The following is a 21,201-nucleotide window of genomic DNA, read 5'->3' as shown; positions in this document are numbered from 1 at the left end:
CGGCGTCCCCGCACTCCGACACCGCCCCGCCAACCCACGGATAGCCCGCTTTTGACGTTGACGTTGACGTTGACGTTGACGTTGAGCAGGTGCAGGGCGCAGCCCTGCTACGCCCCACCCCTCAGACGGTGATGGTCTGGGTCAGCGATTCCCACGTGGGCGGCTGCGGCCACGCGGCGGCCTGGTTGCCGTCCAGCACTCGGCGCAGGTCGCGCGGGTCAATCTGCGGCGCCAACACGTGCACCAGTTCCAACGCGTAATCGCGCAGCACGCGATCACGCGGCAGCACCGCCCAGGCAATGCATTCGGTGATCGGCGCCGGTGCCGGCCACGATTTCAGATCTTCGTCGTAGGCACTGACCGCCATCTCCGCCAGCAGGCCCACGCCCAGACCGGTGCGCACATACGTCTTGATCAGGTCGGCATCGAGCGCGGTCAGTGCCAGGTCGGGCACCAGCCCCTGCGCGGCGAACGCACGCTGCAGCGATGAATTCGGTCGCGTGGACGATTCGTAACTGATCAACGGCTGGCGCGCCAACGCCGCCAGGTCCGGCGCGCGACCGGCGCGGTCCAGCGGATGGCCCTTGGGCACCACCACCAGACGGCGCCAGCGGAACAACGGCACGGCAATGCCGTCGGTCGGTTCGCTGCCGGCAGTACTGATGATGGCGATGTCCGCATCACCCTGGTTGAGCCGGTCCAGCGCATCGGCTTCGCCGGCCTGCTGCAGATGCACGCTTACCTGCGGGTAGGCCTGCTTGATTGCCGCCACCGCCGGCGGCAGTACGAAGCGCGCCTGCGTGTGGGTGGTGGTCAGGATCAGCTGGCCCTGGCTTTCGCGGCGCTGGTTGGCCGCATAGGTACGGATGTTGTTGGCTTCGGAAAGCACCGCGCGGGCGCGGGTGATGACCTCGGTACCGGCCGGGGTGACCGATTCCAAGCTGCGCCCCTTGCGCACGAACAACAGGAAACCCAGCTCGTCTTCCAGCTGCTTGAGCTGCTTGGACAGACCAGGCTGGGTCGCATGCACGCGCGAGGCGGCGAGCGTGATGTTCAGCTCGGCATCGGCGATGGCAACCAGGTAGCGCAGCTGGGTGAGCGTCATGGCGGGCAGGCGGCGGGGGCGGAGGTCCACTCTAGGGTCAATTTCCGTCACCAGCTTATAACCAAACGTTGTTTAAGAAAGGTATCTGGTCATTTCCGGGTGTCATATGCCGGCGCTACGGTCAGCCGGCAGCCGCTGGCCTGGACGGCCAGCCCTCCCCTCTTCCGCCCGCCGCAGCCCGGCGCGGCCTGCTTCTGGAGCGCTTCCATGGCCCTGTACGACTCCATCCTCGACACCATCGGCAACACCCCCATCGTCAAGCTGCAGCGCCTGGCGCCGCAGGGCGTGACCCTGTACGCCAAGGTTGAATCCTTCAATCCCGGTGGTTCGGTGAAGGACCGCCTCGCGCTGGCCATCATCCTGGACGCGGAAGCGCGCGGCCTGCTCAAGCCCGGCGACACCATCGTGGAGGCCACCTCGGGCAACACCGGCGTGGCCCTGGCCATGGTGGCCGCCGCACGCGGCTACAAGTTCGTGGCCACCATGGTGGAAACCTTCTCGATCGAACGCCGCAAGCTGATGCGCGCCTACGGCGCCAAGGTGATCCTGACCCCCGCCGCCGAACGCGGCAGCGGCATGGTGCGCAAGGCGCGCGAGCTGGCCGAACAACATGGCTGGTTCCTGGCCAGCCAGTTCGCCAACCCGGCCAACCCGGCCTACCACCGCAACACCACCGCGGCAGAGATCCTGCGCGACTTCGCCGGCAAGCGCCTGGACTACTTCGTGAGTGGCTGGGGCACCGGCGGCACGCTCACCGGGGTGGGCGAAGTGCTGAAGGTGGCACGCCCGCAGACGCGCATCGTGGCCACCGAACCGGCGGGCGCGGCGCTGCTGAAAGGCGACGACTGGAAGCCGCACAAGATCCAGGGGTGGACCCCGGACTTCGTGCCCGATGTGCTGAACCGCGATGTGGTGGATGAACTGCTGACGGTCGAAGACGAGCGCGCGATCGCCACCGCGCGACGCCTGGCCGCCGAGGAGGGCCTGTTCGTGGGCATCTCGGCCGGCGCGACCGTAGCCAGCGCGCTGGATGTGGCCAACCGCGCCGAAGCCGGCTCGGTGATCCTGGCCATGCTGCCGGACACCGGCGAGCGCTACTTCTCCACCCCGCTGTTTGCCGATGTGAACGAAGGGTCCGACGACGACTGGCTGGCCGGCCTGCCGTAACGGACACGGGGTCGGATCCCTTTCCCGCAGGGAAAGGGCTCTGACCCCACCGACGTAGGGCAACAACAGGGGTCAGAGCCTTTTCCATGCGGAAAAGGATCTGACCCCTTTCTACTGCCGTAACCACTCGCGGGGTCGGATCCCTTTCCCGCAGGGAAAGGGCTCTGACCCCTTTCTGCTTCAGCCTGCGTGAAGGTAATTGCCGCCATCGTGCGTGAAGACCGGATCGCAGGTTGTGAGACGGTCATGACGCAGCATCCATGCCCTGTGCCCTACCGTGGGTACAGCCAGCGCGGAGGATGCGCGGAACAACCGACAGGCAGGAGACGGACGCATGAAGATCGAAGTGTGGCAGGGCGACATCACGACCCTGGCGGTGGATGCGATCGTCAACGCGGCCAATGAATCACTGCTGGGCGGCGGTGGTGTGGATGGGGCGATCCACCGTGCGGCAGGCCCGGGCCTGCTGCAGGAATGCGAACAACTGCCGCAACTGCGCCCGGGCGTGCGCTGCCCTACCGGCGAAGTCCGCGCCACGGCCGGCCACGCGCTGCCCGCGCGGCACGTGCTGCACACCGTGGGCCCGGTCTGGCACGACGGCCAGCGCGACGAACCGGCACTGCTGGCCAACTGCTACTGGAAATCGCTGCAGATGGCCGAATCGTTGGGCGTGCAGTCCATCGCGTTCCCGGCCATCAGCTGCGGCGTGTACGGCTACCCGCTGTACCAGGCGGCGCAGGTGGCAGTGACCGAAACGCTGGCGTGGCAGCGCAGCCATGCGCAGCCGATGCGCATCGTGCTGGTGGCCTTCAACACCGCCACCGCCAAGGCCTACCAGCAGGCGCTGGCCGCGGCCGGCCAGGCCGTGGAGGCCGAACGCATCCTGCCACTACCGCCGGTAGGCGATGCTGGCTTCGCCGCAGCGCACTGAGCGCGACTAGCGCACCTTGATCTCGACCAGACCGCTGGTTTCGCTCAGGTTGCTGACATCCACGGTGTAGTGGCCTGCAGGCAGCGTTTCCTGCAGGCGCGCGTCGGTTCCATTGCCACCGTCATCATCGCTGCGCTCGATATCGCCACCGACCAGGCGCAGCACGGTGTCCACCTGGCTGGACACCGCATCCAGCTGCACCTCGGCCGGCGCGTCCAGGGTCAGCAGGAAGCGCCGGCGGCCCTCGCCTTCCAGCAGCGTGTACACGCTGCCGTTGCGCGGCAGCGCGGTGCCATCGGTGTCGACCAGGTTGGCCGGCATGGCACTGCGCGTGGCCTCCAGGCTGAAGGCGCCCTGGTCGCCGTCGCCAAGACCGCGCACGGTGAGGGTGTACTCGCCCGGCTGCAGCGGCAGGGTGAGGCGGGAATTGGTGCCTTCGCCGCCGTCGTCGTTCTCGCTTTCCTGGCCATTGCCTTCCAGCGACAACAGGGTATCGAACGCGTCTGAACGCAGCTGGATTTCATACAGGCCGGGGCTGTCCACCTTCAGGGTGTACTCCTGGCGTTCGTCCAGCAGCAGGTCGTCGATGCGACCGGCCCCGACGATCGGCTTGCCGTCATAGGGCTCCAGCGCGTCGGCGCGCAGCCGGAACGGCCCGAACGCATCGGGGCCATCGGCACTCACCGCCACCTGGTAGGTGCCGCTGCCGTCGGCGCGGAAGGCCACGGACACTTCATCGCCGCTTTCATAGCCGCTGCGGCTGCTGGCCACCAGGGTGCCGTTGTCGAACACACTGATCGACCCGTTGAGCGTGCCGGTCAGCTTGATGCCGACCCGCTGCTTGTCCTGCAGCGCCAATGCGTAGACCTGGTAGTGGCTGCCGTCGTTGTAGTTCAGTGCGCTGCGTGCGGTGATCTCACCGGACAGCGGCTTGTCCAGCGCCAGCGGCGGGACCTTGCCCGCCTCGGCGCTGCTGCCTGGCAGGCGGTTGCAACCGGCCACGGTCAGTGCCGTGGCCATGGCGATCACGATGGCGGTCTTGCGCATGCGCTGCTCCTTCCCTGGAAACCGGACGCCGATACGGCACCCGCTGGAGCGCAACGATACCCGCAAATGAAGACGCCGGCACAAGGCCGGCGTCCCTTACTGCCCAGGCGGTGGCGCGGCTCAGCCGTTCCACTTGCCCAGTGCGGCCAGGCCGTTTTCCTTGGCGCGCTCGAACACGGTCTTCTGTGCGGCGGCGTAGTTGCCCTTCATGTCCTTGGCCCACAGCTTCAGCGCGGCCTGCTGCATGGCACGGCCGTAGGAGAAGCTGAGCGGCCACGGCAGGTTGCCGAGCTGGTTCATGGCGTTCAGGTGGGCGGTGGACTGCTCGTCGCTCTGGCCACCGGACAGGAACACCACGCCCGGCAGGATGGCCGGCACGGTGCTCTTCAGGCACATCACGGTCGATTCAGCCACTTCTTCCACGTCGGCCTGCTCATCGCAGCCCTTGCCGGAGATGACCATCGAGGCCTTCAGGATCGTGCCTTCCAGCAGCACGTTCTGCTGGTACAGGGCGTCGAACAGCGAACGCAGGGTGGCTTCGGTCACTTCGTAGCAGGTTTCGATGTCATGGTCGCCGTCCATGATCACTTCCGGCTCGACCATCGGCACCAGGCCGCATTCCTGGCACAGGGCTGCGTAACGGGCCAGCGCGTGGGCGTTGGATTCGATGCAGGTGCCCGACGGGGTGTTGTCGCCGATGTTGATGACCGCGCGCCACTTGGCGAAGCGGGCACCCAGCTTGTAGTACTCCTGCAGGCGCTCGCGCAGGCCATCCAGGCCTTCGGTGACCAGCTCGCCCGGGCAGCCGGCCAGCGGGTGCGCACCCTTGTCCACCTTGATGCCCGGAATCATGCCGTGGTCGGCCATGTACTTGGCGAACGGCACGCCGTCCTTGGTGGCCTGGCGGATGGTTTCGTCGTACAGGATGGCGCCGGAAATGTGCTCGTTGAGCTTCGGCGTGGTCAGCAGCAGCTCGCGGTAGGCGCGACGGTTTTCCTCGGTGTTCTCGATACCGACGCTGGCAAAACGCTTGGCGATGGTAGCGGTGGATTCGTCGATCGCGATGATGCCCTTGCCCGGGGCGACCATGGCCTGGGCGGTTTCGGCCAGCTGTTCGATGCTCATGTATTTCCTGTGGCGGGTGCGGGAAAAACGCAATTATAGCCCCGCCATCCGTTGCCCCGACGTGGAGGACAGGATGGAAACGATTCCAGATGTGCCCAGGACAATTGCTGTCCTGCGACCTCGGGTCAGAGCCCCTTCGGGGATCTGACCCTGTGCGCGATGGGGTCAGATCCCCGAAGGGGCTCTGACCCTGGCCCGGCGGCTGCGCTTACAGATCGCCCAGACCGCTGGCGCGGCCGTCTTCGCCCACTTCCAGCAGGCGCAGGGTGTTGGTGGCACCCAGGGTTTCCATGTGCTCGCCGCTGGTGAACACGACACGATCACCGGCCTGCAGCAGTTCCGATTCCACCAGCAGGCGGATGCTGCCACGCGCGGCTTCGCGCGGGGTCAGGCCGCGGCTGTCGAAGTTGATCGGGTAGACATCGCGCATCAGCGCCATCTGGCGGCGGGCGCCGTCGTGGCGGGTGACCGCGAACACCGGCGCCTTGGCGCGGAAGCGCGACAGGTAGCGGGCGGTGCCACCGGATTCGGTCATCGCCACGATGGCGCGCACGCCCACGTGCTGGGACAGGAACATGGTGGCCATGGCGATGGCCTGGTCGGCACGTTCCAGGTTGCGCGGCGAGGCGTTGAAGTCGGTTTCGGTCTGGAACTGGCGTTCGGCACCCAGGCAGATGCGCGCCATGGCCTCCACGGCCTTCACCGGGTAGGCACCGGCGGCGGTTTCGGCCGACAGCATCACCGCATCGGTACCGTCGATGACCGAGTTGGCCACGTCCAGCACTTCGGCGCGGGTCGGAATGGGGCTTTCCACCATCGACTGCAGCATCTGCGTGGCGGTGATCACCACCTTGTTCTGCGCCAGCGAGGCCTTGATGATCTTCTTCTGCAGGCCCGGCAGCTCGGCATCGCCGATTTCCACGCCCAGGTCGCCACGGGCCACCATCACCACGTCGCTGGCTTCGACGATCTCTTCCAGGTTCTCGATCGCTTCGGTGCGCTCGATCTTCGAGACCAGGGCGGCGTCGCAACCGTGCGAACGGGCGATGTCGCGCGCATCGTTCATGTCCTGCGCATTGCGGCAGAACGAGACGGCGATGAAGTCCACGCCGATCTTGGCGACGATGCCAATCAGTTCCTTGTCGCGCTCGGTCAGCGCGCCCAGCGACAGCCCGCCGCCCTGCTTGTTCAGGCCCTTGCGGTCGGACAGGGCGCCGTCGTTGAGCACGGTGTTGATGATGCGATCGCCCTGCACTTCCACCACCTGCAGCTGCATCAGGCCGTCATCGAGCAGCAGCACATCGCCCGGACCCACGTCCTGCGGCAGCCCCAGGTAGCTCACGCCCACCTGGCTGGCATCGCCGGGACCGGCGCTTTCGCTGGCAATCAGGTCGAAACGGTCACCGGCCTTCAGGAACACCTTGCCTTCGGCAAAGCGCTCGATGCGGATCTTCGGGCCCGGCAGGTCGGCCAGGATGCCCACTTCCACGCCCACGCGGGCGGCGGCGGCGCGCACGTCGGCGGCGCGCTTGGCCTGGCCGGACGGGTCACCGTGGCTGAAGTTGAGGCGCACCACGTTCACGCCGGCGCGGAACAGATCCTCCAGCACGCCCGGCGGGTCGGTCGCCGGACCGAGGGTGGCAAGGATCTTGGTGCGACGCTGACGCTCGAACATGGTGAATGGGCCTCTCCCGTGAAAGGGGGGAAATTAGCACATCCTTCACGCCCCATGTATACGGTTACACCCTTGCGGCGCCTGACTCTTCGGGACATGGAGCGGACAGTGCCCGGACAGGGAATGGATGTAACCGGTTCCTGCCGTTGTACGGGGCCCGGACAGAGGGGTCAGAGCCCTCTCCCTTGGAGAGGGATCCGACCCCTGGCGGGGAACGGGGTCAGAGCCCTCTCCCTGGGAGAGGGGTCCGACCCCTAGCGGGGAACGGGGTCAGAGCCCTCTCCCTGGGAGAGGGATCCGACCCCTGGGTCGGTCAGGCCAGCAGGGTGAGCAGCTGCGCCGGTTCACGGGCCAGATGCCCCGCGCCGGCCTCGGTCAGCTCGGCTTCGCCGCCAAACCCCCACAGCACACCGACGTTGCGCACGCCGTGGAAGCGCGCGCCTTCGATGTCCATGCGGCGGTCGCCGATCATCCAGCACTGTGCCGGGTCCAGCTGCAGCCGCTGCAGGGCTTCGCCCACCAGCTGCGGCTTGCTGCTGCGCGAGCCATCCGGGGTGGAGCCGATCACCTCGTCGAACAGATCGCCAAACGGCAGATGTTCGGCGATACGGCGGGCATGCACCTCGTTCTTGGCGGTCACCACGGCCAAGCGATGACCGCGTGCATGCAGCGCACGCACGGTTGCTTCGATCTGCGGGTAGACCGTGTGCTCGCGCCAGCCCTCCACATCGAAGCGCTCGCGGTACAGCGCCACCGCCTGTTCCACCCGCTGCGCGTCGCCGAACAGCGGGGTGAAGGTGGCGCGCAGCGACGGGCCGATCCAGCCCAGCAGGGTTTCCTGCGGCGGCACCGGGTAGTCCATCTTCTGCAGCGCGTAGGCGATGCAGGTGGTGATGCCCACTTCCGAATCGATCAGCGTGCCATCCATGTCGAAGAAGAGCGTGGCACGCCCTTCCCCGATCGGTTGCGACTGGCCGGACATCAGTTGCCGCGCGCGGCCAGAGCGGCCACCGCCGGCAGGGTCTTGCCTTCCAGGAATTCCAGGAACGCGCCGCCACCGGTGGAGATGTAGCTGACATCGCCGGCGATATCAAACTTGTCCACCGCCGCCAGGGTGTCACCGCCACCGGCGATGGAGAACGCCTTGGAGCCGGCGATCGCGCGCGCCAGCGCTTCGGTGCCCTTGCTGAAGGCCTCGAACTCGAACACGCCCACCGGGCCGTTCCAGACCACGGTGCCAGCCTGCGCGATCAGCTGCGCGTACTGCGCCGCGGTCTGCGGGCCGATGTCCAGGATCAGATCGTCTTCGGCCACGGCATCGACGGCCTTCACTTCAGCAGCGGCGTCGGGCAGGAACTGCTTGGCGGTGACCACATCCACCGGCAGCGGAATGGCCGCGCCGCGTGCCTGCGCATCGGCCACGATCTTCCTGGCGGTATCCAGCAGGTCCGGTTCGTACAGCGACTTGCCCACCTTGTAGCCGGCTGCGGCGATGAAGGTGTTGGCGATGCCACCGCCCACGATCAGCTGGTCCACCTTGCCGACCAGATTGGCCAGCAGTTCCAGCTTGGTGCTGACCTTGCTGCCGGCCACGATGGCCAGCAGCGGCTGGGCCGGAGCGTCCAGCGCCTTGGCCAGCGCGTCCAGTTCGGCCATCAGCAGCGGGCCGCCAGCGGCCACCGGCGCGAAGCGGATCACGCCATGGGTGGAGGCCTGCGCGCGGTGTGCGGTACCGAAGGCATCCATCACGAACACATCGCACAGCGCGGCGTACTGCTTCGACAAGGCTTCGTCATCCTTGCCTTCGCCGACGTTCATGCGGCAGTTTTCCAGCAGCACCAGCTGGCCCGGCTGCACGTCCACGCCGTCCACCCAGTCACGCACCAGCGGCACGTCACGGCCCAGCAGCTCGGACAGGCGCGCAGCAACCGGTGCCAGCGAATCGGCTTCGCTCCACACGCCCTCCTTCGGACGGCCCAGGTGCGAGGTGACCATCACCGCGGCGCCCTGTTCCAGCGCGCGCTTGAGCGTCGGCAGCGAGGCGGTGATGCGCTGTTCGGAGGTGATGCGGCCATTCTCGATCGGCACGTTCAGATCCTGGCGGATCAGCACGCGCTTGCCGGAGAGGTCGAGGTCGGTCATGCGGACGATGGACATGGGCAACTCTTTGGCTCAGGGACGGGATGCCGGTGTACGGCAGACGGCCATTGTATCGGGTGGTGGGGGGCCGATGCCTGCGGCAGGCAGAAGCGCGCGGCAACTGCCGAAGCCAGAGCCAGAGCTGAAGCGCTGGCGCTTCTTGGTGCTGTGGGTGGGCCGGGGCGGTATGGGCTGGCAGGGGACGCCGCAAGTACGTCCTTGTAGGCTTGGCCGCGGCATCCATGCCGCGGACACCCCTGCCAGCCCACACCGCCCCGGCCTCGACAGGTTCATGGGCGGAGCGGACGGCAACGGCCGAAGCAAGAGCGGTTTCTGATGTCGGGTGGGGAAAGAAGGGGTCGGGGCCGTTTTCCTGCGGAAAACGGATCCGACCCCGCAGCGAGTGCGCGCAGCGCGCGACCGGCTTTTGCTTTTGCTTTTGCTCTTCTTTTTTCTTTTCCGTGGGTGGCCGCCCCCGGAAACTGTCAGAGGCCGGGCGGGTGGACTGGGCAGGGGTATCCGCGCCATGGATGGCGCGGCTAAGCCTACAAGGACGTACTTGCGGCGTCCCCTGCCCAGTCCACCCGCCCGGCCAAGCGCGGCTTCTGCTCTACGCGACCAGCCAACCACCCACGAGGGGCTGCGCCGTTGGCAGGACACTACGCCGAAGGCGCGGGCTTCTGCTTCAGCAGGCTGATCGCCAGACCACCAACCACCAGCACGCCCAGCCCCAGCAACGCCCACAGCAACCATGCCTTCCAGTCGCGCTGCGGCTGCAGTGCCGCCTCGCCAGCCAGCACTTCCGGGCTGCCTTCGAAACGTGCCAGCGTGGGCTGCCAGGCCGGGTCGTTGCGCTGGCGCAGCTCTTCGATCAGCACCGTGATCGGTGCTTCGGCGCGACGTGCCGTGGCGCTGCCCACGGCCAATGCATACGGCGCAGCGCCCTGGCTCAGGAACACCATCACTTCCGGCTGGTAGCCCAGGCGCAGCGTCGGCGTGCCGCCGGTCTGCGCGGGATCGGCCACCAGCTTCCAGTAGCGATCGCGCCAGGTGCCCGCCAGCGGCTGCGAGGCCGACTGCTGGCGCTGGCCTGCCGCGCCCTGCTGCAACTGGTAGGCGATCCACGGCGCGCTGCGGCGCTGCCACTCGGCATCGGCATCATCGCGGCTGTACAGCGTCCACTGCACCAGGCTGTTGCCGGTGCTGGCCACATCGGCGCGCGAAACGGGGAAACGGCCATCCAGCTCAAAGGTGAATTCGCCCTTGCCCTGCGTGCGCGGCTGCAGCGGCACCCATTCCCAGGGCACCGTGGCCGGTGCCGGCGGCAGTTCGGCCAGCACGCTGCGCAGCACCGGCAGGGCGGCACTGCCCTGCGGCAGGATGCGCAGGTAGCGGGTGGTGCCATCAATCTGCAGGCGACGCTGCAGCAGGCGCTTGCCGGCGCGCTGCAGGTCCACCAGCGGTACATCGCGGGCGACCGCGCGCCAGTGCTGCAGATCGTCGCTGGCATCCACCTGCACCTGCGCCTGCAGTGGCTGGCCGCTGTCGGCCCAATCCAGCACCAGCGCCGCCAGTGGCTGCTGGCCCAGCACGCTGGCATCGACCAGCCAGCCGCCCTGCCCGCTCGCAGCCGCGCCAGCGCCCACGCGCGCTTCCACCCGACGCACGCGGCCATCGGTGTCGCGCTCGGTCAGCAGCTGCAGATCGTTGCGCTGTGCGTCTGCCAGCGGCGGCAGGGCGAACCACGGAAGTTCGCGCTGTACCGGTGCCTGCGCCAACGGCTGGTCCGGCGCCAGCAGCGCCGACGGCAGTGCCTGCCCGGCCGCGTTGAACACCTGCAGGTCGGCCAGGTCGGCCGTTCCCGCGCGGCGATAGATGGCCGGTTCCAGCACCACCCGGTAGGCACCGGACTGCGCGCTGGACAGGCTCAACGGCCATTGTTCGGCGTAATGCTGGCGGTAATCGGTCGCCTGTGCGGCCACGCTGCCGGTGACAGCCAACAGCAGCGGCAACACCGCCGCGCTCCAGAGTTTCATGCGCCTTTCTCCACGGATGGCGCCGCCGGCGGGGCCGGCGCCAGATAGCCCACGACCGTGCACAGCAGGCCGTAGGCAATGAACGATGCGATACCCAGCAGGTTGCCCAGGTGCTGGCGGTCGATCAGCACCAGCTTGGCCAGCACCACGCCCATCAGCACTGCGCCCACCATCCACAGCACACGCTGGCCGCGCTTGGAGCCCCACACCCAGGCAATCACGCCCAGCACGCTCCACAGCACGGTCAGGCTGGTCTGGGCCAGGCTGGAATGGGCCATGCGGCTGTTCCACGGCAGCCCGCCCCAGTGGTGCACGCCGTGCAGCACGGTGCTGGTGAGGGTGACGAAGCCGACCACGGCCAGCAGCGGAACCCGCAGTTTCCGCAGTTCGATCGGCGCCTCGGCGGTGTAGAGCCAGTAAGCGCCCAGCAGCAGCCCCAGCCACTGCGTCAGCTCGGCCGGGTTCAGCACGGGAAGCCAGGCCAACGGTGCCGCATCGCCCGGCTGCAGCAGTGCCGCCACCCAGGCCACGCCCAGCAGCGCAAACACCAGGGTCTGCAACGGCGACCGTGCGCCCGCAAACGCCTCGCCCAGCGGCCAGCTCAATGTCTGCCAGCGCCACAGCGACAGCGCCGCCAGCAGCAACCACGGCAGGGCGACCAGCAGGGTGGTCCAGCCCTGCGCCAGCGCCGCAGCATCACCGCCCCACAGGGCCAGCAATGACAGCAAGGTCGGCCACAGCAGCAGCCACAGGAACTGGGCGAGGGAAGCCACCCAGCCTTCGCCGCGGCGCAGGCACAGCAGCGAACGCACGCCCAGCACCGCGAACACGGCCCAGGCCAGCGCGCCGTAACCTGCGAACGGCTGGTGATGGGCATCGCTTTGCCACAGCGCCACCGGGAAGGCCAGCGCCAGCATACCCAGCGCCGTCAGGCCCAGCGCACGCGCGGGGCGACGGTGCTGCACTTCGGCGGCCAGCCAGCCGGTCACGGCTACCAGCACCAGCAGCGCGTCGGCCTGCGACAGCAACGGCAGGAAGCGCGCGATGTCATGGGCAAACCCGCCAAACCACCACAGCAGGCCCCACAGGTAATAGACCAGCGCCACGTCATGGCGGCTGCGCTGCTGGTAGCTCCATGCCGAGGCGAACCCGGCCAGCGCCAGCAGCAGCGCCCCAATGGCCGTGGGGTTCAACAGGAAGCGGCCATCGCCGTGCCAGTAATCGGCGCCCACCACGAAGGCGAACGCCGCGCCCAGCTGCAGCAGCGCGCCAGCCACCTGCGGCAGCCAACGCTGCTGGCGCAGCCCCAGCCAGGCCAGGCCCGCCCCTTCCAGCGCGAACACCGCGCCGGTGGCACGCGCCGACAGCGCCAGCGGTACCGCCAGCGTGGCAAAGCCCACCGCCAGCACCGCATGCGACTGCGCCAGCACGGTGTACGACGCACGCGCCAGCAGCGCACGGGCCAGCACCGCATAGATCGCGGCCAGCCCCAGCGCACACAGGGCCAGGGTCATCGGCTGGGTGTGCAGCATGCCGGCCTGCAGCGAGAACGCCACGAGCGGGGTGCCGAACACCAGGCTGCCATCGACCAGATCACGCCGCGCGGCCGGCTGGCGCCGTGCGTACAGCAGCGGGATCAGCAGGTAGAAGGCAAAGAACAGCAGCAGGAACGGTTCGGTGCTGGCGAACTGCTCCGGCCGGTACTGCAGCACGCCCCAGAACGTACCGATGCCGAAGGTGAAGGCGAAGCCGAGCAGGTTCAGCGCGCGCCACGGGCGGAACCAGGCGATGGCGAAGATGCCGGCATTGAGCACCGCGTAGTAGCTGAACAAGCCCACATGGTTGCCACTGCCGGTGGACAGCCACAGCGGCGCCATGAAGCCGGCCAGGATGCCGAGTACGGCCAGCGTGCGCGAATTCTGCAGCACCGCCAGTACGCACAGCCCCGCCACCAGGGCGATGGAGCTGCCGAAGGCGAACCCGGCATTGAGCAGCTCGTAGCGCTTGAATGCCGCAAACACGGTCAGCAGCAGCACGCCGATCGCCCCGCCCTGCAGCGCCAGGGCGAACATGCGGCGGCGCTCGCGCTGCTGCCAGCCGAAGCCGAGCAGACCCAGCGCGGCCACCGTGATGCCGGCCAGGCGCAGCTCGATGGGCACCACCAGCCACCCCTGGTCGCTGACGTACTTCAACAGCGCCGCAACGCCGGCCAGCAGCACCAGCATGCCGATCTTCACCGGCACGTTGCCTTCGGTGAACCAGCGTTTGACGGCGGCGGCCGCGCGTTCGATGACGTTGGGCAGTGCCGGCTCGGCCGGCAGTGGCGGCAGCACGGGCTCAGGCGGTAGCGGCGGCGGCGGTGCGGGTCTGCGCGGCGGCACGGCAGTCTGCGCGGGCGCGACGGGAGCGACGACGACAGGCGCTGGCGCTTCGGCCATGACGGGCGCTGTCGGACGCGGCACGGGCTCGGCCACTGGCGGTTCCGCAGGCGACACCACAGGCTTCGTGGCAGCAGCCTGTTCCAGCACGGCCACGCGGCGGCGCAGCCCGGCAATCATCACCAGGGCCACCACCAGCAGCAGCGGGATGGCCAGCAGCGCCAGTACCGCCAGAACGATCAAGGCTTCCATTGCGTGTCTTTCCTCCGCACCCGCGCCCCAACGGCAGCGGTCGACCCCGCCATGCTACGGCATGCCCGGGCCGCATAAACGACGAACCCCGGCCAGGCCGGGGTTCGTTCGGCGATCTTCGCGGGCCTTACTTGGCCGCGACGACCTTGGCCATTTCCAGGCACTTGTTGGAATAGCCCCACTCGTTGTCGTACCACGACACCAGCTTGACGAAGGTGCCGTCCAGGGCGATGCCGGCGTCGGCATCGAACACCGAGGTGTGGGTTTCACCGACGAAATCGGTGGCCACCACCTTGTCTTCGGTGTAGCCCAGGATGCCCTTCAGCGCGCCTTCGCTCTGTGCCTTCACTTCGGCGCAGATTTCGGCGTAGGTGGCTTCCTTTTCCAGTTCCACGGTCAGGTCGACCACCGAGACGTCCGAGGTCGGCACGCGGAAGCTCATGCCGGTCAGCTTCTTGTTCAGTTCCGGAATGACCACGCCCACGGCCTTGGCCGCACCGGTGGACGAGGGAATGATGTTTTCCAGGATGCCACGGCCGCCGCGCCAGTCCTTGTTGGACGGGCCGTCAACAGTCTTCTGGGTGGCGGTTGCCGCGTGCACGGTGGTCATCAGGCCACGCTTGATGCCCCACTTGTCGTTGATGACCTTTGCCAGCGGGGCCAGGCAGTTGGTGGTGCACGACGCGTTGGAAATGATCGCCTGGCCGGCGTAGGTCTTGTCGTTCACACCGAACACGAACATCGGCGTGTCGTCCTTGGACGGTGCGGACATGATGACCTTCTTCGCACCGGCATCGATGTGCTTCTGCGCGGTTTCCTTGGTCAGGAACAGGCCGGTGGCTTCCAGCACCACGTCGGCGCCGACTTCGTCCCACTTCAGGTTGGCCGGATCGCGTTCCTGGGTCAGGCGGATCTTCTTGCCGTTCACCAGCAGGTCGTTGCCCTGCACGGCCACGTCGGCCTTGAAGCGGCCGTGCACGGAGTCGTACTTGAGCATGTACGCCAGGTAGTCCGGCTCCAGCAGATCGTTGATGGCCACGATTTCGATGTCGTCGCCGAAGTTCAGCACCGCCGAGCGCAGGACGTTACGCCCGATGCGACCGAAACCGTTGATACCAACCTTGATTGCCATGTTCTCAAGCTCCTGCGGCCGCGACAGGTGCGGCGGGATGGATAGGGCCCCCAAGTCTAGCAAACCGGACCTGACCACCGTGGGCCAGACGCCCGGCCGGCCCGGGCCGCGGCGGGGATTTGATCCGGATCAAAGCGTTAGCGCGGCGTGAGGCCGAAACTGGCCCCATCAACCCCGCAACGAGAACACCCCCATGCGCATGCATTCCCCCCTGATCCTGGCCAGCCTGGCCGCCGCCCTGTCGCTGGCCGCCGCCCCGGCCATGGCCCAGTCCAAGGGCGACTGGACCGTGTCGGCCGGCGTCCACCAGGTCGCACCGAAGTCCAACAACGGTTCGCTGGCCGGCGGCACCCTGAAGGTGGACGTGGACAATGACGTGAAGCCGACCATCACCGGCGAATACTTCATTGCCGACAACCTGGGCATTGAAGTGCTGGCCGCTCTGCCGTTCAAGCACGACATCAACATCAATGGCCTGGGCCGGGTGGGCAGCAGCAAGCAGCTGCCGCCGGTGGTCACCCTGCAGTACCACTTCAACAGCAAGGGCAAGGTGTCCCCGTTCGTGGGTGCCGGCCTGAACTACACCACGTTCTTCAGCGAAGACACGACCGGCGCGCTGGCCGGCAGCAAGCTGAAGCTGGAAGATTCCTGGGGCCTGGCCGCGCATGCCGGCGTGGACTTCGCGATCAGCGACAAGGGCGCCCTGCGCGTGGACATGCGCTGGATCGACATCGACAGCAAGGTGAAGCTGGACGGCGAGAAGATCGGCACTGTGAACATCGATCCGCTGGTGTACGGCGTGTCGTACGTCTTCAAGTTCTAAGGAATGTTCTGAGTGCGGGAGCTTCGCCCCCGCTCCCCCGTCTCAAGCAGCAACCCACCAAGCAAAGACGCTCGCAGCATGTTGCCCCGGTGTGTGTGCCGGGGCTTTTTTGATTGGGCGGGGCGGGTGGATTGCTCGGGACACGCCGCAAGTACGTCCGTGTAGGCTCGTAGGCGCCATCCATGGCGCCTGCGGTCCCGAGCAATCCACCCGCCCCGCCCTCCCCATTTCCGCGCGCGTGCCAGCGAAGTCAAAATCCGCGCGCATGCGTTGAGTAGGCATTGGATTTCATTGGTCTGCGGCCACTTCCACCCGGTTGCGGCCGGCGGCCTTGGCGCGGTAGAGCGCCTGGTCGGCTCGGCCCAGTGCCTGTTCCAGGGTGTCGCCGCCATCGTCATGCCAGCGCGCCACGCCGATGCTGACGCTGACCACCGGTGCGGCATCGGAATCGGCATGGGTGATGGCCAGTGCCTGAACCTGCTGGCGCAGTTGTTCGAACGGTGCAGACTGCGGCTGGCCCGGCTGCCAGTGGCCCAGTGCCACGAACTCTTCGCCACCGTAGCGCGCCACCACCGAATCCCGGTCGTGCAGCTGCGCCGACAATGCGGCGGCCACCGCGTGCAGCACGGTGTCGCCGGCGGGGTGGCCATGGTGATCGTTGTAGCGTTTGAAGTAATCGATGTCGATCATGGCGATGCGCAGTGCGCCGCGCGGGTGCGGGGTGCGCAGGTACTGCTGGAAGATCTGCCGGGCACGGCGGTCGAAGGCGCGGCGGTTCAGCAGGCCGGTCAGGCCATCGTGATTGGCCAGCGCGTCCAGCCGCTGCTCGGCAATGAAGGTGGCACGTGCCTGGCGTTCGGAGATGTAGCACCCCACCATGCCCGCCACGTGCGTGGCCAGCACGAACATCAGCGCCTCGGCCAGGGCCGGCCCGGCGGGCAGCACGTTCACTTCGGCCAGCACGAAGGCGGCGCTGATGACCGTGCCATTGAACGTGGCCACCTTGAAGCGCAGCCCGCACAGGAAATAATTGAACAGCAGGAACAGACTGACCCCTTCATACGGGTAGCCGGCTTCGGCGTGGTGCGCGGTCCACACCATGGCCACCAGCGCCAACCCGCTGCACAGCACCATGGCCCCGCCGATGTACTGCTGGTGGCGGCGCCAGGCCGGCAGATAGGTCATCACCACGCCCACCAGCAGCGCCGGCAGCAGCACACCCAGGCGCCAGCGCAGCACCACCTCGCCGATATCCGGCGGCAACCATTGCTGGTCCAGCGCAATGAACAACAGCGAGAAGCAGGCCGCCACCGCACAGGCCCAACGCATCCGCCACAGCACCTGCGCATCGAAGGCGGCGGCAAACCCGGATTCGTCGATCGGTACTGCCGTAACGCGCCTGTCGGTGGTGATCATCGCCGTCCCCATGCGTGGCCGCGCCAGCCTAGCGGCAAGCGGATCAACGCGGCGTGGGCGGCGCCCCACCGGCAATGCGCCGCGTTGCGTCAATTCCCTGTCCCGGCCACGCCGCTAGAATGGGCGGATGAAAGCCCTGCACTCCCTGCTCCTCGCCGCCGCGCTTGCCCCGGCCCTGCTGACCCTGTCCGCGCCCGCCCATGCCTGGGGCGCACAAGGCCACCGTCTGGTGGCTGAAGTGGCCGACACCCGCCTGAACCCCACGGCCCGCGCCGAAGTGGACCGCCTGCTGGCCACCGAGCCGGGCGCCACCCTGGCCAGCATCGCCCCCTGGGCCGACCAGTTACGCGCCAAGGACCCTGGCCTGGGCCGCCGCTCGGCAGGCTGGCATTACGTGAACATCGCCGAAGACGGCTGCCATTACCAAGCCCCCAAGCACTGCAAAAACGGCAACTGCATCGTCGAAGCCCTGAAGGCGCAGAGCACGATCCTGGGCGATCGCAAGCTGACCGACGGCGAACGCCTGCAGGCGCTGAAGTTCGTGGTGCACCTGGTGGGCGACGTGCACCAGCCCATGCACGCCGGCTACGGCCACGACAAGGGCGGCAACGATTTCCAGCTGCAGTTCGGCAACCGCGGTACCAACCTGCATTCGCTGTGGGACAGCGGCATGCTCAACACCCGCAAGCTGGATGACGCCGGTTACCTGCCGGTACTGCGCGCCCTGCCGGCGCCGAAGCTGGCACGCCAGTCCAACCCGCAGCGCGATCCGCAGAGCTGGGCCGAAGCCAGCTGCCGCATCTCCGTGCAACCGGGCGTTTACCCGGCGTCGCACAAGATCGGCGATGAATACACCGCGCGCTACCGTCCGCTGGCCGAGGCGCAGCTGCGGCTGGCCGGTGAGAACCTGGCCCAGCTGCTGAACCGCGTGCTGGGCACACGCTGAGGAGGCCCCATGTCGGTCCAGGTCCAATCCTTCTTCCACCGCGACAGCAACACCTTCAGCTATCTGGTCAGCGATCCGGCCAGTGGCGAGGCCGCGTTGATCGATCCGGTCCTGGATTACGACCCGGACACCGACGCCAGCAGCGACGCGCCCGTGCGCCCGCTGCTGCAGGCCATCGAACAACAGGGCCTGCAACTGCGCTGGCTGCTGGAAACCCACGCCCACGCCGACCACGTGTCGGCCGGGCGGCGGCTGAAGGCGCGCTTCCCGCAGGCCACGCTGGCCATCGGCGAAGGCATCCGCGCGGTCCAGGCCACCTTTGCACCGCGCTATGGCCTGGACGTGCCCGCGCAGGACGCGCACTTCGACCACCTGTTCGCCGATGGCGAGACATTCGCGCTGGGCACGCTGCAGGGGCGCATCATCGCCGTGCCGGGCCACACCAGCGACAGCATCGCCTACCTGATCGGCGATGCCCTGTTCACCGGCGACTCGCTGTTCATGCCCGATGGCGGCACTGCACGCTGCGATTTCCCCGGCGGTGACGCGGCGCAGCTGTACCGTTCGATCCAGCGCCTGCTGGCGCTGCCCGATGCCACCCGCGTGTTCGTCTGCCACGACTACGGCCCGGGTGGGCGCGCGATTGCCAATGAAACCACCATCGGCGCGCAGCGCGCGCACAACATCCACGTGCACGACGGCGTGGATGAGGCCGCATTCGTCAGCGTGCGTGAAGCCCGCGATGCCACCCTGGCCGAACCGAAGCTGATGCAGCCAGCGGTGAAGGCCAACATCCAGGGTGGTGCCTGACGGCGGTGGTCAGGATGCGCCGGGCATGGCCCGGCGCTACCGTTTACGTGCCCGGCACTACCGGCCCTGCGTGCGCACCACGTGCTGGCCCTTGACGATTTCAAAGGTGAAGGCGTACTGCAGCGTGACGGCGACCGCTTCGATGCTTTCGGCGCCCTGGCAGTCACCGCGGTCTTTCGGCACCTTGCCCGCTGCAAAATGGCAGACCGCCGCCGGGGAATACTGCCATTGCGCGACCGCGTCCTGCGCGGCCTGCAGCAGCGGGGCATTCTCCGCGACCGAACCTGCGCTGCATTCGGTGCGGTCGGTCAACGGCATGCTGCGTTCGACCGCGCCCTGTGCATCCACCACCACCTGCAGGCAGACCCTGGTCGGTGGCAACGCGGTGCGTGGATCGCGCTCGCCCACCACCGGGTCCGGTGCGGCATGCAACTGCGGCATCCGGTAGCCCTCGGTCGCGGCCAGCGTGTACGCCTGGACCTGCCCAGCACCACCGGCCGCATCGGGCTGCAGGCGCTGGTGGCCGACGCTCTCGTTGCGGGTATCGACCGTGGTCAGGCGTTCATGACTGGCGCAGCCGGCCACGAGCGCCGCCAGCAGGCACAGGAGCGCGCCCCTCATTTGCGGCTACCGGCCACCTCATCGTCATCCATGGCGAAGGTGATGGGCACCTTCACCGCGGCGGCCACCGGCACGCCGTCCTTCAGCGCAGGCCGGTAGGTCCAGCTGCGCGCGGCGGCCAGAGACACCGCATCAAACACACCCGGATTGGTCGCGCTGAGCACCCGCACATCGCTCAGCTTGCCTTGCGCGTCCACCTCCACCCGCAGCGTGACCACGCCGGTCTGGCCGTTTTCAAACGCCGCACGCGGATAGCTGGGTGGGGGCATCTTGTCGATCTGGATGTCGCGGTCCACGGCAGCCGCTGAGGTGCCGCCCTCGACGCCGCCCCCCTGCTGGGCCCAGGCCAATGCGGCAACGCTCATGCACAGGCCCAACAGCAGCACCTGACCTGCCACCCACGGCAATGCCTTCCGCTTTGACTGCTTCAACATGGCAATACGCTCCTTCAACACAGGTTGGCTACGCCAATGGCAGGCCATCGGGGCAACCGGGTGGACCAGCTGCGCCTTCAGCAGCGTGCTGGCATAGAGACGCCGCTGCGCAGGCTGCGTGGCGACGGTGCGCGCATCGCAGGCCAGTTCCTGGTCGCGCAGGAAACGGCGCGCGGCCCAGGGCAGCAACGGGTGGAACCAGAGAACCGTGCGCGCCAGCAGCAGGCCACCATTGGCCCAGTGATCGCCGTTGCGGCGATGGCTGCGCTCATGCCGCAGGATCAGGGCCTGTTCTTCAGCATCGAACTGCTGATCGAAGTGCGGGCCGACCACGATGCGCGGCTGCCACAGCCCCACCAGCGCAGGCAGACCGGGGTCGGCGCTGGCCTGCCAGCTGCCATCGGCGCGCGCCTGCAGCGTACCCAGCGCCCGCTCGAAACGCCGTTGCGCACGCAGTTCGCGCAGCAGCTGCATGCCGGCGCCCAGCGCCCAGGCCAACGCCAGCAGCCACGGCCACAGCGACCGCTGCGCGGCGGGCCCTTCCACGGTGCCTGGTACCACCTTGAACGGCAGCGTGGGCACGTGCTGCAGCACCGGCAACGCCGGCATGGGCAGCAGCAGCGGCAGCAACCACCAGCTGCGATAGGCCAGTTCCGCGCCGCCCAGCTTCACCAGCACGGGCCGCACGGCGGCAAGCAGAACGACGCCCAGCGCCAGCCACAGGCTGACCTGCCACAGTCCATCGAGCAGCTCATTCATCGTCCATCTCCTGGATCAGCTTCTTCAGTTCGGCGATGTCCTGCGCCGTCAGCTGCCCGCGCTCGCTGAAGTGCGCCACCAACGGTGCCACCCGCCCATCGAACACGCGGCCGATGAACGCCTGGCTCTGCGCTTCCACCCACGCCTGGCGTTGCAGCACGGGCAGGTACAGATAGCGACGGCCATCGCGCTCGGCGGCAATCACGCCCTTGGTCAGCAGGCGGTTCAGCAGGGTCTTGATGGTCGGTTCGGCCCAGTCGCGGTGGGCCAGCGCGGCGACCACATCATCCGCGCTGCGCGGCGACTGCTGCCACAGCACCTCCATCACAACGGCTTCGGCTTCACTGATCGCGCTCATGGTTTACATCCGTAATCGACGATTTGATTACGCGCGTAATCGAACCC

18 protein-coding genes are annotated in these 21,201 nt (G+C 67.8%); 5 read left to right on the top strand and 13 right to left on the bottom strand.

Annotation, left to right across the window (positions count from 1 at the left end; translation table 11 throughout):
• Nucleotides 1–121: 121 nt before the first annotated feature.
• Nucleotides 122–1,105 (bottom strand): LysR family transcriptional regulator, encoded by a 984-nt coding sequence (locus AC06FA_RS06015; protein WP_312710361.1) that lies wholly within the window; start codon nucleotides 1,103–1,105, stop codon nucleotides 122–124.
• Nucleotides 1,106–1,312: 207 nt separating this feature from the next.
• Between AC06FA_RS06015 and cysK the strand changes: the two genes are divergently transcribed.
• On the top strand, nucleotides 1,313–2,272 hold the full coding sequence (gene cysK / locus AC06FA_RS06010) for a cysteine synthase A (RefSeq protein WP_478067512.1): 960 nt from the start codon (nucleotides 1,313–1,315) through the stop codon (nucleotides 2,270–2,272).
• A 334-nt stretch (nucleotides 2,273–2,606) separates the two neighbouring features.
• Nucleotides 2,607–3,203, top strand: coding sequence for an O-acetyl-ADP-ribose deacetylase (locus AC06FA_RS06005; protein ID WP_478067511.1), 597 nt, complete (start codon nucleotides 2,607–2,609; stop codon nucleotides 3,201–3,203).
• 6 nt (nucleotides 3,204–3,209) lie between these two features.
• Here the strand turns inward: AC06FA_RS06005 and AC06FA_RS06000 are convergent, their stop codons facing one another.
• The 8 genes from AC06FA_RS06000 to gap form a co-directional block, all read right to left on the bottom strand.
• On the bottom strand, nucleotides 3,210–4,250 hold the full coding sequence (locus AC06FA_RS06000) for an ABC transporter substrate-binding protein (protein ID WP_478067510.1): 1,041 nt from the start codon (nucleotides 4,248–4,250) through the stop codon (nucleotides 3,210–3,212).
• Nucleotides 4,251–4,370: 120 nt separating this feature from the next.
• Nucleotides 4,371–5,375 carry a class I fructose-bisphosphate aldolase gene (locus AC06FA_RS05995; RefSeq protein ID WP_312710356.1) on the bottom strand — a complete coding sequence of 335 codons (1,005 nt, stop codon included), beginning with the start codon at nucleotides 5,373–5,375 and terminating at the stop codon, nucleotides 4,371–4,373.
• A gap of 208 nt (nucleotides 5,376–5,583) precedes the next feature.
• Nucleotides 5,584–7,050, bottom strand: coding sequence for a pyruvate kinase (gene pyk / locus AC06FA_RS05990; protein WP_478067509.1), 1,467 nt, complete (start codon nucleotides 7,048–7,050; stop codon nucleotides 5,584–5,586).
• Nucleotides 7,051–7,363: 313 nt separating this feature from the next.
• Nucleotides 7,364–8,032, bottom strand: coding sequence for an HAD hydrolase-like protein (locus AC06FA_RS05985; protein ID WP_478067508.1), 669 nt, complete (start codon nucleotides 8,030–8,032; stop codon nucleotides 7,364–7,366).
• On the bottom strand, nucleotides 8,032–9,207 hold the full coding sequence (locus AC06FA_RS05980) for a phosphoglycerate kinase (protein ID WP_478067507.1): 1,176 nt from the start codon (nucleotides 9,205–9,207) through the stop codon (nucleotides 8,032–8,034). Before AC06FA_RS05980 ends, AC06FA_RS05985 begins: the two co-directional genes overlap by 1 nt.
• A gap of 641 nt (nucleotides 9,208–9,848) precedes the next feature.
• Complete coding sequence (locus AC06FA_RS05975; RefSeq protein WP_478067506.1) at nucleotides 9,849–11,225, bottom strand: DUF3999 domain-containing protein; 1,377 nt, start codon at nucleotides 11,223–11,225, stop codon at nucleotides 9,849–9,851.
• On the bottom strand, nucleotides 11,222–13,855 hold the full coding sequence (locus AC06FA_RS05970) for a DUF2339 domain-containing protein (RefSeq protein ID WP_478067505.1): 2,634 nt from the start codon (nucleotides 13,853–13,855) through the stop codon (nucleotides 11,222–11,224). The genes AC06FA_RS05975 and AC06FA_RS05970 overlap by 4 nt, the downstream gene beginning before the upstream one ends.
• A 127-nt stretch (nucleotides 13,856–13,982) precedes the next feature.
• Nucleotides 13,983–14,987, bottom strand: coding sequence for a type I glyceraldehyde-3-phosphate dehydrogenase (gene gap / locus AC06FA_RS05965; RefSeq protein ID WP_019660012.1), 1,005 nt, complete (start codon nucleotides 14,985–14,987; stop codon nucleotides 13,983–13,985).
• Nucleotides 14,988–15,180: 193 nt separating this feature from the next.
• Here gap and AC06FA_RS05960 point away from each other — a divergent pair, with 193 nt between their 5' ends.
• Nucleotides 15,181–15,810 (top strand): OmpW/AlkL family protein, encoded by a 630-nt coding sequence (locus tag AC06FA_RS05960; RefSeq protein ID WP_478067504.1) that lies wholly within the window; start codon nucleotides 15,181–15,183, stop codon nucleotides 15,808–15,810.
• 288 nt (nucleotides 15,811–16,098) lie between these two features.
• Here AC06FA_RS05960 and AC06FA_RS05955 read toward each other — a convergent pair whose 3' ends face one another.
• Nucleotides 16,099–17,226, bottom strand: coding sequence for a GGDEF domain-containing protein (locus tag AC06FA_RS05955; protein WP_478067503.1), 1,128 nt, complete (start codon nucleotides 17,224–17,226; stop codon nucleotides 16,099–16,101).
• 127 nt (nucleotides 17,227–17,353) lie between these two features.
• On the opposite strand from AC06FA_RS05955, the gene AC06FA_RS05950 reads away from it, so the two are divergent.
• Both AC06FA_RS05950 and AC06FA_RS05945 read left to right on the top strand, forming a co-directional pair.
• Entirely contained in the window at nucleotides 17,354–18,172 is an 819-nt protein-coding gene (locus AC06FA_RS05950; protein ID WP_478067502.1) for a S1/P1 nuclease, read from the top strand.
• 9 nt (nucleotides 18,173–18,181) lie between these two features.
• Nucleotides 18,182–18,982, top strand: a complete 801-nt coding sequence (locus tag AC06FA_RS05945) for an MBL fold metallo-hydrolase (protein WP_478067501.1) — start codon at nucleotides 18,182–18,184, stop codon at nucleotides 18,980–18,982.
• Between the two features lie 57 nt (nucleotides 18,983–19,039).
• Here AC06FA_RS05945 and AC06FA_RS05940 read toward each other — a convergent pair whose 3' ends face one another.
• The 3 genes from AC06FA_RS05940 to AC06FA_RS05930 are packed head-to-tail and all read right to left on the bottom strand — an operon-like array spanning nucleotide 19,040 to nucleotide 21,154.
• Nucleotides 19,040–19,603 carry a hypothetical protein gene (locus tag AC06FA_RS05940; RefSeq protein ID WP_478067500.1) on the bottom strand — a complete coding sequence of 188 codons (564 nt, stop codon included), beginning with the start codon at nucleotides 19,601–19,603 and terminating at the stop codon, nucleotides 19,040–19,042.
• Entirely contained in the window at nucleotides 19,600–20,796 is a 1,197-nt protein-coding gene (locus tag AC06FA_RS05935; protein WP_478067499.1) for a M56 family metallopeptidase, read from the bottom strand. Before AC06FA_RS05935 ends, AC06FA_RS05940 begins: the two co-directional genes overlap by 4 nt.
• On the bottom strand, nucleotides 20,789–21,154 hold the full coding sequence (locus AC06FA_RS05930) for a BlaI/MecI/CopY family transcriptional regulator (RefSeq protein WP_478067498.1): 366 nt from the start codon (nucleotides 21,152–21,154) through the stop codon (nucleotides 20,789–20,791). The genes AC06FA_RS05935 and AC06FA_RS05930 overlap by 8 nt, the downstream gene beginning before the upstream one ends.
• Nucleotides 21,155–21,201: the final 47 nt, after the last annotated feature.

The organism is Stenotrophomonas sp. Steno-C17, assembly GCF_056393165.1.
The sequence above is the reverse complement of the archived record's forward strand: the minus strand, read 5'-3'. Positions and strand labels throughout refer to the sequence as shown.

Coding starts and splice junctions, on each gene's coding strand:
- AC06FA_RS06015 (WP_312710361.1), bottom strand. CDS start 1,105: ATGACGCTCACCCAGCTGCGCTACCTGGTTGCCATCGCCGATGCCGAG.
- cysK (WP_478067512.1), top strand. CDS start 1,313: ATGGCCCTGTACGACTCCATCCTCGACACCATCGGCAACACCCCCATC.
- AC06FA_RS06005 (WP_478067511.1), top strand. CDS start 2,607: ATGAAGATCGAAGTGTGGCAGGGCGACATCACGACCCTGGCGGTGGAT.
- AC06FA_RS06000 (WP_478067510.1), bottom strand. CDS start 4,250: ATGCGCAAGACCGCCATCGTGATCGCCATGGCCACGGCACTGACCGTG.
- AC06FA_RS05995 (WP_312710356.1), bottom strand. CDS start 5,375: ATGAGCATCGAACAGCTGGCCGAAACCGCCCAGGCCATGGTCGCCCCG.
- pyk (WP_478067509.1), bottom strand. CDS start 7,050: ATGTTCGAGCGTCAGCGTCGCACCAAGATCCTTGCCACCCTCGGTCCG.
- AC06FA_RS05985 (WP_478067508.1), bottom strand. CDS start 8,032: ATGTCCGGCCAGTCGCAACCGATCGGGGAAGGGCGTGCCACGCTCTTC.
- AC06FA_RS05980 (WP_478067507.1), bottom strand. CDS start 9,207: ATGTCCATCGTCCGCATGACCGACCTCGACCTCTCCGGCAAGCGCGTG.
- AC06FA_RS05975 (WP_478067506.1), bottom strand. CDS start 11,225: ATGAAACTCTGGAGCGCGGCGGTGTTGCCGCTGCTGTTGGCTGTCACC.
- AC06FA_RS05970 (WP_478067505.1), bottom strand. CDS start 13,855: ATGGAAGCCTTGATCGTTCTGGCGGTACTGGCGCTGCTGGCCATCCCG.
- gap (WP_019660012.1), bottom strand. CDS start 14,987: ATGGCAATCAAGGTTGGTATCAACGGTTTCGGTCGCATCGGGCGTAAC.
- AC06FA_RS05960 (WP_478067504.1), top strand. CDS start 15,181: ATGCGCATGCATTCCCCCCTGATCCTGGCCAGCCTGGCCGCCGCCCTG.
- AC06FA_RS05955 (WP_478067503.1), bottom strand. CDS start 17,226: ATGATCACCACCGACAGGCGCGTTACGGCAGTACCGATCGACGAATCC.
- AC06FA_RS05950 (WP_478067502.1), top strand. CDS start 17,354: ATGAAAGCCCTGCACTCCCTGCTCCTCGCCGCCGCGCTTGCCCCGGCC.
- AC06FA_RS05945 (WP_478067501.1), top strand. CDS start 18,182: ATGTCGGTCCAGGTCCAATCCTTCTTCCACCGCGACAGCAACACCTTC.
- AC06FA_RS05940 (WP_478067500.1), bottom strand. CDS start 19,603: ATGAGGGGCGCGCTCCTGTGCCTGCTGGCGGCGCTCGTGGCCGGCTGC.
- AC06FA_RS05935 (WP_478067499.1), bottom strand. CDS start 20,796: ATGAATGAGCTGCTCGATGGACTGTGGCAGGTCAGCCTGTGGCTGGCG.
- AC06FA_RS05930 (WP_478067498.1), bottom strand. CDS start 21,154: ATGAGCGCGATCAGTGAAGCCGAAGCCGTTGTGATGGAGGTGCTGTGG.